The sequence below is a fragment of the Luteibacter jiangsuensis genome (genome assembly GCF_011742555.1).
Classification (GTDB): Bacteria; Pseudomonadota; Gammaproteobacteria; order Xanthomonadales; family Rhodanobacteraceae; genus Luteibacter; species Luteibacter jiangsuensis.
The window spans coordinates 1-13156 of record NZ_JAAQQR010000009.1; the positions used below are offsets into that span (position 1 = coordinate 1).

The following is a 13156-nucleotide window of genomic DNA, read 5'->3' on the forward strand; positions in this document are numbered from 1 at the left end:
AATACAACGAGGAGCGGCCGAAGAAGGCGTTGGGCGGACTGACTCCCGCCGCCTACGCCGAGCAGCTAAAGTAACCCCCCGGACTCTAATTCGCTCCGCTACTGAAAGCGGGGGGACGTCGCTGAGATAGCCGAAGCGCCACGTCGTAAGCTTGACGTGCGGCCATACCACTATCCACGCGGAGCGCTTCAGATAATGGAAACTATAGACTGGGCCGTTCAGGGTCTTTGTGGATCTCTGTCAGTCTTTCTACTCATCAATTGGTGGAAGCAAGATCCGCGGATACCAGCCGTAGGCAGGATTCTCGCCGTGTGCACTATGGCCTCTATCACCATTGGCGTCGCGCTATGGATCGGCTACGTGGCGGGCTCGACGCGCCAGAACTATGCCGACAGGGATATAGTCGAACGGGAGCGCGATGCCGCAATCGAGGATCTGCGCACGATCTATAGCGATCTGCCTCTTGAGCAGCGTGTTGCGAAGGGTGTCGGCCCACGAATCCTCGAACAAACGGTGCAGCACCGTGCGGAGCTCAAGCCCTTGGGCATCGGGGTGATCTCGCTTCGGAGCCTCGCAATGATCTTCGGATTCCTTGTCGTGCTTGCGATCGTGACCTCTGTGTCCTTTGGTGCCAAACCCCATTCCGAAGCCGAAGCAAGCTCCAAGCAGAAACGTGACGGCAATAGCAAAGAAGGTTTCGACTAACCCGGCCCACTTGTCAGGCGGCCGGCTCGATCCACACGCATTGCTGGGCCATGCGTCCACGATGGAAGTTGTGAAGCAAGATCGCGACCTCGCCGCGAGGCGATTTGCTTCGCCCAGGGGGCCAAATCGCTGATTCGGATGGCTCATTCGTACCGATCCGAATTATGGCGCTCCGTAATGGAGTTCCGCTGCAATGCGACACCGCCCGGAAGCTGACGGAGCGCCTCGACGGTGATAGTCATGAGGTGCATGCGGACCGGAAACTCGAAAATTTCGGTTTGGGGTACGTCTCGATGGCAAGGACCTGCTCGCCACGGACATCGCGGGAAGGCGAGAAACGAAGTATGCGGTAGCGCGTCAGCGACGCCAGAGCGGTTGTGCAGGCCCGGCGACCAAGGCGGCAAAGAAAACGAGCACGAGAGCGTCGGCGATCATGTCAGGTGCCTCCCGCCGGATAGGCGAAGCCATCCGCGAGGTAAGCTGGGTGCGCGACCGAACCAACTACGGGGGCTTCATGAAACTGGACAGGGACGCGCACCGAAAAATGCTTGAGGACGTCGCGGCTTGCTATCCGCACTGGGTGCAATGGGACCTCGCCGACTTTCCCGGCCTCGACGAGGAGGATGTCGCCGGCAACCTGCTTTATCTTGAGGAGCTTGGCCTGATTAAATCCGGCGTAACGATGGCCCTCAGTGGCGACTTCATGTGGGGCCCAGGCAAGGCCACCGCAGCTGGACTCGATTTCATCCAGGACGACGGTGGCTACAGCGCGATCTTGGGCACCGTCACGATCAAGCTCCACGAGGACACCCTAAAGGAACTGATGGCACAGAAGGTTTTGGATTCCGACCTGCCCCAAGCCGATAAGAAGCGATGGACCGATGGGCTTCGAGCGCTTCCTGCCGACGCCATAAAACATCTGTCTCTGAAGCTGATCGACGTCGGGATGAGCCATGGTCCGGATGGACTTCATTGGCTTGGAAAGTATTTGGGGATGTCGTAATCCATTCGAATACGACATGACCATCGGTGTCCACGGCCTGCGGAAGGGCCGGACAAGCAGAAAACGACCACCGGCGCTTCCGCTCGTCATCCCCGCTGATTGTGGCCATGTACAGTTCCGGCGGAAAGTGAGCTTTCGCGGACTGTACTCACAACTGTACTCACACGCTGAGATGGATGCGCATGAATGGCCATGGACGTGTAAGCACAAAAAAACCAGCGTTTCCGCTGGTTTAGTTGCTTCCGTTGGACTCGTGTGGACGCCCTTGGACTAGTTCGTGGTGCCGGAAATAGGAATCGAACCTACGACCTCATCATTACGAATGACGCGCTCTACCAACTGAGCTATTCCGGCGAGAAGCGGAATTCTAGGGGACCGGGCCGCGGGGCGCAAGAAGGGTCGCCCTTTTCCGCGCCATACGGCGTCCCTAGCCGGCCATGCGCAGTTCCTTCGGCAGCGCGAAGGTGATGTTCTCGGCCTCGCCGTCCAGTTCGCGGACGGTGCCGGAGCCCCAGGATTGCAGGCGGGCGATGACCTCCTGCACCAGTTTCTCGGGCGCGGAAGCGCCGGCAGTGACGCCGATGCGGGACTTGCCTTCGAGCCAGCTGCGCTCGATGTGTTCGGCGCCGTCGATGAGGTAGGAGGTGACGCCCTGCTTCTCGGCCAGTTCCTTCAGACGGTTCGAGTTGGAGCTGTTGACCGAACCGACGACGAGCACCAGGTCCACTGCATCGGCGAGGCGGCGGACGGCGTCCTGGCGGTTCTGCGTGGCGTAGCAGATGTCGTCCTTGCGCGGCCCCTCGATGGTGGCGAACTTCGTCCGCAGCGCGCCGATGATGGCGATGGTGTCGTCCACCGAGAGCGTGGTCTGGGTGACGAAGGCCAGCTTGCCGGGCTGCTTCGGCTCCAGGGCCGCGACGTCCTCCACCGATTCCACGAGGTAGATGTTGCCGCTGTTGGCGGGGTTCCACTGGCCCATGGTGCCTTCCACTTCCGGATGGCCGGCGTGGCCGATCAGCACCACGTCGTGGCCGGCACGGCCGAGGCGCGCAACCTCCATGTGCACCTTGGTCACCAGCGGGCAGGTGGCATCGAACACGTTGAGTCCGCGGCGGTCGGCCTCCTCGCGCACGGCCTTGGGCACGCCGTGCGCGCTGAAGATCACGGTGGAGCCATCGGGCACTTCGTGCAGTTCCTCGACGAACACCGCACCGTCGGCGCGCAGGCGCTCCACGACATAGCGGTTGTGCACCACTTCGTGGCGCACGTAGATGGGCGCGCCGTACGACTCGAGCGCCCTCTCCACGATGGCGATGGCGCGGTCGACGCCGGCGCAGAATCCGCGGGGGTTGGCGAGGATGATGTCCAAGGGGAACCTCGGGGCCGCAGGGGGCCGTGATAGCGGGCTGGCGCCTTCTGGGCGCGGAACAGGGGGATTATCGCACGACCCGTCGGCTAGGGCCTGTGGGAGCCGCTTCAGCGGCGATATGTGGTCGCGAGGGTGCCCGCTGCCGCGGGATCGCCGGCAAAGCCGGCTCCCACAACGAGCCGCGGCCATCCACTCCGCGCAGGAGCGATCAGGCCTCGGACTTGTGGCCGCCGAACATGCTGAACAGCACCAGCGCCACGGCGCCCACGCTGATCGCCGAATCGGCGACGTTGAACACCGGGAAGGGGTAGCTGCCCAGGAACACCTGGATGAAATCGGTGACCTTGGCCGCGTGCAGCCGGTCGATCACGTTGCCCAGGGCGCCGCCGAGGATGAGGGCCAGGGGCGCGGCCGTGCGCCAGTCGGCACGCGGGGTGCGCGACAGCCAGACGCCAAGCGTGGCGCTCACGCCCACGGCCAGCAGCACGAAGAACCAGCGCTGCCATCCGGCGCTGTCGGCGAGGAAGCTGAAGGCCGCGCCGGTATTGAAGGTGAGCGTCCAGTTGAGGATGCCCGGGATCACCGGATGCGGCGTCTCCGCCGGCTGCAGGGCCGTGAGCGCCCACCACTTGGTCAGCTGGTCGAGGGCGATCATGGCGGCGGCGAGCCAGAGCCAGGAGAGTGCGTTCGGTTTCGGGCGTGCGGTCATTCGGAAAGCCATGGGTGACGAAAAACCCGTGCCGTGAACGGCACGGGTGCTTGCGGATATCGGCCGGTCAGAAGTAGCGGCGGTCCTCGCCCTGCCCCGTCACGTTCTCCACGCAGCGGCCGCAGATCTCCGGATGCGCCGGGTCCACGCCGACGTCGGGGCGATGGTGCCAGCAGCGCACGCACTTCACTGCCTCGCTCACCGCCGCGGACACGTAGACCTCGGCCCCGTCGAGCTCCACGCGCTCCGCCGTGGCTGGACGACCGTCCAGCGGCGCGAGCGTCACGTCCGACGTGATGAAGAAGAAGCGCAGTTCCGGAGCGGACTCAGCCAGGGCCGCCTGGGTGGCGGTATTGGCGTGGATGGTGAGCGTGGCGTCGAGCGACGCGCCGATCTGGCCAGCCTTGCGCATGCCCTCGAGCACGCGGGATGCCGTCTCGCGAATGGCGAGCAACGTGGCCCACCAGCCACGGGTATCGCCGTCCTGGCGCACATCGAGGCCTTCGTAGAAGGTCTCGAACAGCACCGACTCGTCGCGCCGGCCCGGCATGGCCGCCCAGGCTTCCTCGGCGGTGAAGCTGACGATGGGCGCCAGCCAGCGCAGCAGCGCCTCGAGGATGCGGTACATCGCGCTCTGCGCGCTGCGCCGGCCCAGGCTGTCGGTGGGCATCGTGTAGAGGCGGTCTTTCGTGATGTCGAGGTACAACGCGCCCAGTTCGTTCGTGCAGAAGTTCTGCACGCGCTGCACGATCTCGGGGAAGTCGTAACGCTCGTACGCCGCGACGATGGCGGCCTGCACATCGGCCGCCTGCTGCACCGCCCAGCGGTCGAGGTCGAGACAGGCGTCGGTGGCGATCAGGTGCTTGTCCGGATCGAAACCGTCCAGGTTGCCGAGCAGGAAGCGCGCGGTGTTGCGAATACGCCGGTAGGTGTCCGCCACGCGCTTCAGGATCTCGTCCGAGAGCGACATCTCGTTGCGGTAATCGGTGGAGCAGATCCACAGACGCAGGATGTCCGCGCCGAGGGTCTTCATGATGTCCTGCGGCTCGATGCCGTTGCCCAGCGACTTGGACATCTTGCGGCCCTGCGCGTCCACGGTGAAGCCGTGGGTCAGCACGTGGTCGTAAGGCGCCCGGCCATGGATGGCGGCCGACGTCAGCAGCGAGGACTGGAACCAGCCGCGATGCTGGTCCGAACCCTCCAGGTACATCAACTTGTATTCGCCGGCGTCACCGGCCTGCAGTTCCGGACGCGCGCCCACCACCGCGAAGTGGCTGACACCCGAGTCGAACCAGACGTCGAGGACGTCGGTCACCTTTTCGTAGCGGTCGGCATCGTCGCCGAGGAGCTCGCGCGGATCGAGGGTGAACCAGCAGTCGATGCCTTCGAGGGCCACTTTCCGCGCCACCTTCTCCATCAACTCGACGCTGTCCGGATGCGGCTCGTGCGTGTCCTTGTCGATGAACAGGGTGATGGGCACGCCCCAGGTGCGCTGGCGCGAGATGCACCAGTCGGGGCGGCCTTCGACCATGCCGGCGATGCGCTCCTCGCCCCAGCCCGGCACCCAGCGCACGGCCTTGATCGAAGTGAGCGCGGTGCGGCGCAGGTCGGCCTGCTCCATGCCGATGAACCACTGCGGCGTGGCGCGGAAGATCACCGGCGTCTTGTGCCGCCAGCAGTGCGGATAGCTGTGCGTGAGCTTCGCCGAGGCGAGCAGCGCGCCGCGATCGCGGAGCAGGTCGACGATCTGGTCGTTGGCCTTCCAGATGTGCACGCCGGCGAAGGAGACATCGCCTGCCAGCGGCAGGTCGGCGCGATAGACACCCCGGCCGTCCACGTAATTGAGCGTGCCGATACCGTAGTTCTGGCCCACGGCGAAGTCTTCCGCGCCGTGATCGGGCGCGGTATGCACGGCACCGGTACCGTCCTCGTCCGACACGTGGTCGCCGAGGATGATGGGCACGTGCTTGTCATAGAACGGATGACGCAGCGGCTGGTTCTCCAGCACGGCGCCCTGTACGCGGCCGAGCACGTTCACCGCATCCACGCCGTAACGCGAAAGCGCCTTTTCCGCGAGCGCCGCGGCGACCACCAGCAGCAGCGGCTTGCCATTGCGCGACGGGCCTTCCACGAGGACGTATTCGATCTCGCCGCCGAGCGACACGGCCTGGCTGGACGGCAGCGTCCACGGCGTGGTGGTCCAGATGGGCACGGCGATGGCCGCGTCGCCGGCGGCGATGCCGAACAGCGCGCCGAAGGACACCGGGTCGACGGCGTCGTACGCCACGTCCACGGCCGGCGAGGTCTTGTCGGCGTATTCGATCTCCGCCTCGGCGAGCGCCGAGCCGCAGTCGAAGCACCAGTAGACGGGCTTGGCGCCGCGCACCACGTGGCCGTTCGCCACGATGCGCGCCAGCGCGCGGATCATGTCGGCCTCATAGGTGAAGTCGAGCGTGCGATACGGCTTTTCCCAGTCGCCCAGCACGCCCAGGCGCTTGAAGTCGGCGCGCTGGAGGTCGATCTGCGCCATCGCGTATTCGCGGCACTTCTGCCGGAATTCCGCGGCGTTGAGCTTGTCGCCCGCCTTGCCGAACTTCTTCTCGATGGCGATCTCGATGGGAAGGCCGTGGCAATCCCAGCCCGGCACGTAAGGCGCGCGGTAGCCGGCCATCAGCTTCGACTTGACCACCACGTCCTTCAGCACCTTGTTGACCGCATGGCCGAGGTGGATCGCGCCGTTCGCGTAGGGCGGGCCGTCGTGCAGCACGAAAACCTTGTCGCGCCCGGCGGTGCGTTCCTGGATCTGCGCATAGCGGCCCACGCGCTCCCAGGTGGCCAGCCAGCCCGGCTCGCGCTTGGGCAGGTCGCCACGCATCGGGAAATCCGTCTGCGGCAGGTTGATGGTGTTCTTGTAATCCTGGGTCATCGCTCGGAACCGTGGAAAGGGGCACGCTGTTCTTGTGGGTACTCGACAAGTATGGGGTTCATCCCAAGGGCCTGTCGGGCGGCGACCTCGTCCTGGCGCATCTGTGCGGTCAGGGCGTCGAGGCCGTCGAATTTTTCTTCGTCGCGCAACTTCCGCACGAACTCCACACCGATACGCTGGCCGTAAAGGTCGCCGGAGAAATCGAACAGGTGCGCCTCCAGCAGCGGCTCGCGCACCTCGTTCACCGTGGGGCGGAAGCCGAGGCTCGCCACGCCCGGCCAGCTGCAGGGGCCGTCGCCGATGCCGATCCGCACCGCGAAGATGCCCAGGATCGGGCTGACCCGATCGCCGAGGTGCACATTGGCCGTGGGGTAACCCAGCGTGCGGCCAAGCTGCTTGCCGCGCTCGACGTGGCCGTCGATGACGAAGGGCCGGCCCAGCAGGCGAGTGGCGCCGGCGAAGTCGCCTTCGGCCAGCAAGGTGCGCACGCGGGACGACGAGACGCGCTCGCCGTCGACGATTACCGGCGGCACCGCATGGGCGGTGAAGCCCAGTTCGGGCCCCATTGCCTGCAGCAGCGCGAAATCGCCGCCACGACGGTGACCGAAGCGGAAATCCTCGCCCACCCAGACCTCACGGGCGGCCATGCGCCCGACGATCACCTTGCGCACGAAGTCTTCCGCTGACATCTCGGTGAGCGCGCGGTCGAAGCGCAGCGACAGCAGTTCGCGGATGCCCGCCGCCGTCATGCCCTCGGCCTTCTCGCGCATGCCGGAGAGCCGCGGAACGGGCTCCTTCGAGAAATAGGCGCGGGGAAGCGGATCGAAGCTGATCACCGCGGGCACCAGCCCGGCGGCTTCGGCGCGGCGGCGCACCTCGGAAAGGATCGCCTGATGCCCCAGGTGCAGCCCGTCGAAAGCGCCGATGGCGATAATGCTGCCGACGGGCGTGAGGCAAGGTCCGTCGACGTCGCGATGGAGTCGCAGCGTCATGCCGGGGCGCCCTGGAGTCGATGCGGATTGAAAGCCATCGGGCCAGTATAGCGGCCCCTGTGCCCGCTGCGGACCGTCAGTGGGCGCGCAGATCGCGCAAGCGGAAGCCGAGCGCGAACAGGGTAGCGAGGTAAGCGCCGCCACCGGCGCACACCAGCACTGCCAGCCGCCACACCCGCTCCCACTTCTCCACGCCGCTCCAGTCCGGCCACACGTACAACCCGGCCAGGAGCACCGCCACCATCACGCCACAGGCAACGGCGAGGCGAACGAGATGCTTGCCCCACCCCGGCTGGCGCGCGTACACGCCCGCCTTGCCCAGCCAGCGCCAGAGCAGCAGCAGGTTGAGGTAGCTCGCCAGCGCACTGGCCATGCCCAGGGCCATGTGCAGGCCCGGAATCGTGGCGATCGCCGCCATCCATGACCCCGCCTTCTGCGCGGGCGTGGCCCAGAGGAAGAACAACAGTGCCAGGAAGGCCACGTTGAACACCATGTTTGCCACCAGCGACGCCACGCCGGCACGCACGGGGGTCTTCGTGTCCTTGCGTGCATAGAACGCCGGCAGGACGACCTTCACCAGCGCGAACGCCGGCAGGCCGAAGCTCAGTGCCGAGATGGACAACGATGCCATCTTCGTGTCGAAGGCGGTGAAACGGCCGTGCTGGAAGATCGTGGCCACGAGCGGCACGGACAGGATCATCAGGGCGAACATCGCCGGCACGGCGATCAGCAAGGCGGTACGCAGGCCCCAGTCGAGCGCCCGCGAGAAACCCTCCTTGTCCGTGGCCACATGGTGGCGCGACAGCGACGGCAGGATCACTGTGCCCAGGGCCACGCCGAACACGCCCAGGGGAAGTTCGAGGAAACGGTCGGCCTGCGACAGCCAGCTCTGCGAGCCGGCGATCAGCAAGGATGCGATGACCGTATCCAGCAGCAGGTTGATCTGGGCCACCGACGAGCCGAACAGCGTCGGCACCATCAGCGTCATGATCCGGCGCACGTCGGGCGAACTCCAACCCCAGCGCGGCAATGTCAGCAGATCGAGGCTGCGCAGCGCGGGCAACTGGAAGGCCAGCTGCAGTGCGCCGGCCAGCAGGATCGCCCAGCCCATGGCCATGATCGGCGTATGGAGCCGCGGCGCGAGCCACAGGGCGCCGGCGATCATGCACAGGTTGAGGATGACGGGCGTCAGGGCGGGAAGGCCAAAGCGGTGGAAACTGTTGAGCGCCCCGCCCGACAGCGCGGTGAGCGACACGAACAGAAGGAACGGGAAGGTCAGCCGCAGCAAGTCCACGGTGAGCTCGAACTTGTCGGGCGCTTCGATGGCACCCGGCGAGAACAGCGCCGTGACCTGGGGCGCGAAGATCACCCCCAGCGCCACCACCACCAGGAGCACGCCGCCGAGCGTGCCCGAGGTGAGCGACATCAGCCGCTTCAGGTCCGCATGCGGCCGGGTTTCCTTCACCTCGGTGAATACCGGCACGAAGGCCGTGGAGAACGAGCCTTCGGCGAACAGGCGGCGCATGAAATTGGGGATGCGGAAGGCCACCCAGAACGCGTCGGTGGCCGCATTGGCGCCGAAGGAGGCGTTGATCGCCATGTCGCGCACCAGCCCGAGCACGCGCGAAACCATGGTCATGCCGCTGAAGCTGAGCACGCCGCGTAGGAGACTGGGGGTTTTCATCCGGTAGAAAGAGCCTGCCGCAAACCCCTAGTTTGACAGCCGTGACGGGCCGGAGGACAGTCTGTCATCTGGCGATTTGCGGGCCACGGCAGCCCGGGCAAGCCACGCTGCAGCAGCCCGCCGCGAGGGCAAGACGCTCCTGTGGAAGCCGCTTCAGCGGCGATGGGTGCTCGCGGGAAGCATGCCCGCTGCCGCGGGATCGCCGGCATAGCCGGCTCCCACAGGTGAAGCGGGCCCTAAGCTATTGACGCGGCCCGCCTTTGGCCCCAAAATGGGCGTCTTTTTTAAAACCAACCGAACTCTGGAGCTTTACCTTGGCCAACATCAAGTCCGCGAAGAAGCGTGCGCGTCAGTCGGAGCAGCGCCGTCTGCGCAACGTCAGCGCGCGTTCCATGGTGCGTTCCGCACTGAAGAAGGTCGTCAAGGCGATCGACGCCAAGGATAAGGCCGGCGCCGTCAGCGCCTACGCCGTCGCCGTGCCGGTGATGGACCGTTACGCTGCCCGTGGCCTCATCCACAAGAACAAGGCCGCTCGTCACAAGAGCCGCCTGAACGCGAAGATCCGCGACCTGGCGTAAGCCTGCGCGACATCGCTGTTCACGAAAAAGCCGGCGAAAGCCGGCTTTTTTTGTATCCATAAAAGCAGGCCGGCCCGCGCCGGCTTTTTTTGTATCTGTAAAAGCAGGCCGGCTAGCGTCGGCTTTTTTTGTATCTGTAAAAGCAGGCCGGCTCGCGTCGGCTTTTTTTGCCCTCGATTCGGGGGTTGCTTCTCTTTGTGGGAGCCGCTTCAGCGGCGATCCCGCGGCAGCGGGCCAAGATGCGGCAAGCACCCATCGCCGCTGAAGCGGCTCCCACACAAAGCCAGCAATTCCTACTCGCCCCGCATGCGCACGTCGTCGGCCGCTTCGGTCTGCTCGCGCCGCGCCGCGCGCTCCGCGTCGAAGAATTGCTGCACCTTCAGGCAGACGTCCCACGTGCCGACCTGGCCGGCGGCCGAAACGACAAACCACGGGGCGGTCCATTCCAGGCGGGCCACGATATCGTCGACCACCCGCTTCAGCTCGTCCTCGTCATCGATCACGTCGGACTTGTTGATCACCAGCCAACGCGGCCGGTCGACCAGTTCGGTGTCGAACTGCTGCAGTTCGTGCTCGATCGCCTTCACCTGCTCCACCGGATCGGAACCGTCGATGGGGCGGATGTCGACCACATGCAGCAGCAGGCTGGTGCGCGACACATGGCGCAGGAACTGGATGCCCAGGCCGGCGCCTTCCGCGGCACCCTCGATGATGCCGGGGATGTCGGCGATCACGAAGCTCTGGTCGGTGCCGATGCGCACCACACCCAGGTTCGGGTGCAGCGTGGTGAACGGGTAATCGGCCACGCGCGGCGTCGCCGCCGAAACGGCGCGAATGAAGGTGCTCTTGCCGGCATTGGGAAAGCCCAGCAGGCCCACGTCGGCCAGCAGGCGCAGTTCGAGCTTGAGGTCGCGCACCTCGCCCGGGGTGCCAGGGGTGGACTTGCGCGGCGCGCGGTTCACGGAACTCTTGAAATGGATGTTGCCGAGGCCGCCGCGACCGCCCTGCGCCACCTTGAGGCGCTGGCCGTGCGCGGTGAGGTCGCCGATCACCTCGTCGGTGTCGACGTTGGTGACCACGGTGCCGACCGGCACGCGAACCTCGATGTCCTCGCCACCCTTGCCGTACATCTGGCTGCCCATGCCGCCCTGCCCGCGCGGGGCCTTGAACGAGCGCATGTGACGGAAGTCGACGAGGGTATTGAGGCCTTCGTCGGCCACCAGCCACACGGAACCCCCACTCCCGCCATCGCCGCCGTCCGGGCCGCCGAAAGGAATGAACTTCTCGCGCCGGAAGCTCACGCAGCCGTTGCCGCCGTCACCGGCCGAGACTCTGATTTGCGCTTCGTCGACGAATTTCATGGGGAGTGAACCGTTAAGAGTGAACAGTGAACCGAAAAAGCGACCCGATGGATAGTGCAGCCACTGGTGGTTACACACGCAGCGAACCGTCACGAGTGAACCATCAACGAGAACATCGAACCGGGAGACGATGCGGCCAGCCCACCGGCCGTCCGATCTTTCGCTTCACGGTTCACACTTCACGGTTCACACAAAACAAAAGCCCCGCCTATGGCGGGGCCTTCGCTATCGCGTCGCGGGAGGCTTACGCCTGGACGACGTCGACGAACTTGCGGCCCTTGTCGCCACGGGTCTTGAACGACACGGTGCCGTCGACCAGCGCGAACAGGGTGTGGTCGCGGCCGAGGCCGACGCCCACGCCGGCGTGGAACTTGGTGCCACGCTGGCGAACGATGATGTTACCGGCTTCGACAGCCTGGCCACCGTAGATCTTCACGCCGAGGTACTTCGGGTTCGAATCGCGGCCGTTACGGCTGGAACCTACGCCTTTTTTATGTGCCATGACTTATATCCTCCGGCGACTCAGGCGTTGATGCCCGTGATCTCGATTTCGGTGTAATGCTGACGGTGTCCCTGCGTGCGCTTGTAGTGCTTGCGACGACGGAACTTGACGATGCGGATCTTATCGGCGCGGCCGTGGGCGCGAACCTTCGCGCTGACGGTGGCACCGGCGACCAGCGGGGCGCCAACGGTGATCGACTCACCTTCGCCGACGAGGAGAACCTGGTCGAACTGGACGGTGGAATCGACTTCGGCGTTGAGCAGCTCGACGCGCAGGACTTCGCCTGCCATCACGCGATACTGCTTGCCACCGGTCTTGATGACTGCGTAGCTCATGGGAGTTTCCTGTTGCTGTTTATGTAGTTCTTTTTGGGGTGTTGCGGGTACTGCGAATCGCGAATTATAGCGGGACGCAAAAGGCAAGGTCAATCAGGTGGTTAAGAGCGGCGCCTGATTTCCCGCAGGGCCGAGGCGATCGCACAACAACTTAACAATCAAGCACTTAGGACGACGAGATGGACTAGGTACTGTGGGAGCCGCTTCAGCGGCGATGGGTGCTCGCGGCAAGCTTGCCCGCTGCCGCGGGATCGCCGGCACAGCCGGCTCCCACAGTGGGTGGCCTACTTCTTCGGCGCCGGGGCCGGAGCCGGCTTGGCCGCCGCGCCCGCGGCCGGACACTGGCCCTGCTGGTTCAGGGTGCCCTGGCTCTGCAGCTGGGCGATCATCTGCTTACCGCGCTCCTGGCCCCACTGTTTGCCGATCTGCATGCCCTCGGCCATGGTGGCGGGCATCTGCGTGATCACCTTCTGGCCCAGCGGCGAGCGGTAGAACTTGAGCAGGCCGTCGATGTCCTCGGCGGTGAAGTGCTTCTGGTAGACCGGCACCATGCGGCCGATCAGCTGGTTGGTGGCGTTGGCGTCCACGAAACCCTGCCAGTAGCTCGCCGGTACGCAGGGCAGCGCGTTCTGCATCACGCCGGCCATCTGGCTGTTCATCTGACTGAGCATCCGCCCCATGCCCACCGCGTCCATCAGCTGCCGCACCTGCTGTTCCGAGGGCACGGCCGCCAGCGCCTGGCCCGCACAACCCGCCAGCACCAGGCCGGCGGCGATCCCTGTCCACTTACGCATGCGTGTCTTCCTCTTTGGATGATTGGCTCTGATCCCTCCCCGGGATCGGACCATGGTAGCCCCGCCGACGGTCCCTGGGCACCCTGGCCGACCGGCTGCCGATCCCTCATAACAAATGTGATGAACCGTCAAAAGTCGACGCGGCATGAAGGCCGAAAACCCTTGGTATAGTCGCCGACTTCCCCCATTTACGTCGGC

General features: G+C 65.3%; 12 protein-coding genes and 1 tRNA gene. 3 read left to right on the forward strand and 10 right to left on the reverse strand.

The genetic code is table 11. From position 1 onward, the window contains the following. The first annotated feature begins 318 nt into the window (after positions 1-318). Together HBF26_RS16225 and HBF26_RS16230 are read left to right on the forward strand one after the other, a co-directional pair. Positions 319-705: a hypothetical protein gene (locus tag HBF26_RS16225; protein WP_167128862.1), complete on the forward strand. Its 387-nt coding sequence runs from the start codon at positions 319-321 to the stop codon at positions 703-705. A 433-nt stretch (positions 706-1138) separates the two neighbouring features. Further along, a complete protein-coding gene (locus HBF26_RS16230) occupies positions 1139-1708 on the forward strand; it encodes a hypothetical protein (RefSeq protein WP_167128864.1) in 570 nt (189 codons plus the stop codon). Positions 1709-1986: 278 nt separating this feature from the next. Here the strand turns inward: HBF26_RS16230 and HBF26_RS16235 are convergent. From HBF26_RS16235 to murJ, 6 genes are all read right to left on the reverse strand, one after another. Further along, positions 1987-2062, reverse strand: a tRNA-Thr gene (locus tag HBF26_RS16235). A gap of 73 nt (positions 2063-2135) precedes the next feature. Beyond that, positions 2136-3077, reverse strand: coding sequence for a 4-hydroxy-3-methylbut-2-enyl diphosphate reductase (gene ispH / locus HBF26_RS16240; RefSeq protein WP_167128867.1), 942 nt, complete (start codon positions 3075-3077; stop codon positions 2136-2138). 208 nt (positions 3078-3285) lie between these two features. Next, entirely contained in the window at positions 3286-3786 is a 501-nt protein-coding gene (gene lspA, locus HBF26_RS16245) for a signal peptidase II (RefSeq protein ID WP_167128870.1), read from the reverse strand. A 67-nt stretch (positions 3787-3853) separates the two neighbouring features. Then, the gene (gene ileS / locus HBF26_RS16250; RefSeq protein WP_167128873.1) at positions 3854-6712 is read right to left on the reverse strand and encodes an isoleucine--tRNA ligase; all 2859 of its coding nucleotides are present in this window, start codon (positions 6710-6712) and stop codon (positions 3854-3856) included. Then, complete coding sequence (locus HBF26_RS16255; protein ID WP_167128876.1) at positions 6709-7704, reverse strand: bifunctional riboflavin kinase/FAD synthetase; 996 nt, start codon at positions 7702-7704, stop codon at positions 6709-6711. Before HBF26_RS16255 ends, ileS begins: the two co-directional genes overlap by 4 nt. A gap of 76 nt (positions 7705-7780) precedes the next feature. Continuing rightward, complete coding sequence (gene murJ / locus HBF26_RS16260; RefSeq protein ID WP_167128878.1) at positions 7781-9388, reverse strand: murein biosynthesis integral membrane protein MurJ; 1608 nt, start codon at positions 9386-9388, stop codon at positions 7781-7783. A 314-nt stretch (positions 9389-9702) separates the two neighbouring features. Here murJ and rpsT point away from each other — a divergent pair, with 314 nt between their 5' ends. Continuing rightward, a complete protein-coding gene (gene rpsT / locus HBF26_RS16265) occupies positions 9703-9966 on the forward strand; it encodes a 30S ribosomal protein S20 (RefSeq protein WP_072321609.1) in 264 nt (87 codons plus the stop codon). A gap of 293 nt (positions 9967-10259) precedes the next feature. Here the strand turns inward: rpsT and cgtA are convergent, their stop codons facing one another. The 4 genes from cgtA to HBF26_RS16285 all read right to left on the reverse strand — a co-directional run bounded on the left by cgtA (position 10260) and on the right by HBF26_RS16285 (position 12958). Beyond that, the gene (cgtA, locus tag HBF26_RS16270; RefSeq protein WP_167128881.1) at positions 10260-11327 is read right to left on the reverse strand and encodes an Obg family GTPase CgtA; all 1068 of its coding nucleotides are present in this window, start codon (positions 11325-11327) and stop codon (positions 10260-10262) included. A 244-nt stretch (positions 11328-11571) separates the two neighbouring features. Then, positions 11572-11829 carry a 50S ribosomal protein L27 gene (rpmA, locus tag HBF26_RS16275; RefSeq protein WP_072321611.1) on the reverse strand — a complete coding sequence of 86 codons (258 nt, stop codon included), beginning with the start codon at positions 11827-11829 and terminating at the stop codon, positions 11572-11574. A gap of 20 nt (positions 11830-11849) precedes the next feature. Beyond that, the gene (rplU, locus tag HBF26_RS16280; RefSeq protein WP_166699220.1) at positions 11850-12164 is read right to left on the reverse strand and encodes a 50S ribosomal protein L21; all 315 of its coding nucleotides are present in this window, start codon (positions 12162-12164) and stop codon (positions 11850-11852) included. 284 nt (positions 12165-12448) lie between these two features. Further along, complete coding sequence (locus tag HBF26_RS16285; RefSeq protein WP_167128884.1) at positions 12449-12958, reverse strand: DUF2059 domain-containing protein; 510 nt, start codon at positions 12956-12958, stop codon at positions 12449-12451. Between the last annotated feature and the right edge of the window lie 198 nt (positions 12959-13156).

Excerpts from the sequence above, each read along its gene's own strand:
- HBF26_RS16225 (WP_167128862.1), top strand. The coding sequence starts at position 319 with ATGGCCTCTATCACCATTGGCGTCGCGCTATGGATCGGCTACGTGGCG.
- HBF26_RS16230 (WP_167128864.1), top strand. The coding sequence starts at position 1,139 with ATGTCAGGTGCCTCCCGCCGGATAGGCGAAGCCATCCGCGAGGTAAGC.
- lspA (WP_167128870.1), bottom strand. The coding sequence starts at position 3,786 with ATGACCGCACGCCCGAAACCGAACGCACTCTCCTGGCTCTGGCTCGCC.
- ileS (WP_167128873.1), bottom strand. The coding sequence starts at position 6,712 with ATGACCCAGGATTACAAGAACACCATCAACCTGCCGCAGACGGATTTC.
- HBF26_RS16255 (WP_167128876.1), bottom strand. The coding sequence starts at position 7,704 with ATGACGCTGCGACTCCATCGCGACGTCGACGGACCTTGCCTCACGCCC.
- murJ (WP_167128878.1), bottom strand. The coding sequence starts at position 9,388 with ATGAAAACCCCCAGTCTCCTACGCGGCGTGCTCAGCTTCAGCGGCATG.
- cgtA (WP_167128881.1), bottom strand. The coding sequence starts at position 11,327 with ATGAAATTCGTCGACGAAGCGCAAATCAGAGTCTCGGCCGGTGACGGC.
- rpmA (WP_072321611.1), bottom strand. The coding sequence starts at position 11,829 with ATGGCACATAAAAAAGGCGTAGGTTCCAGCCGTAACGGCCGCGATTCG.
- rplU (WP_166699220.1), bottom strand. The coding sequence starts at position 12,164 with ATGAGCTACGCAGTCATCAAGACCGGTGGCAAGCAGTATCGCGTGATG.
- HBF26_RS16285 (WP_167128884.1), bottom strand. The coding sequence starts at position 12,958 with ATGCGTAAGTGGACAGGGATCGCCGCCGGCCTGGTGCTGGCGGGTTGT.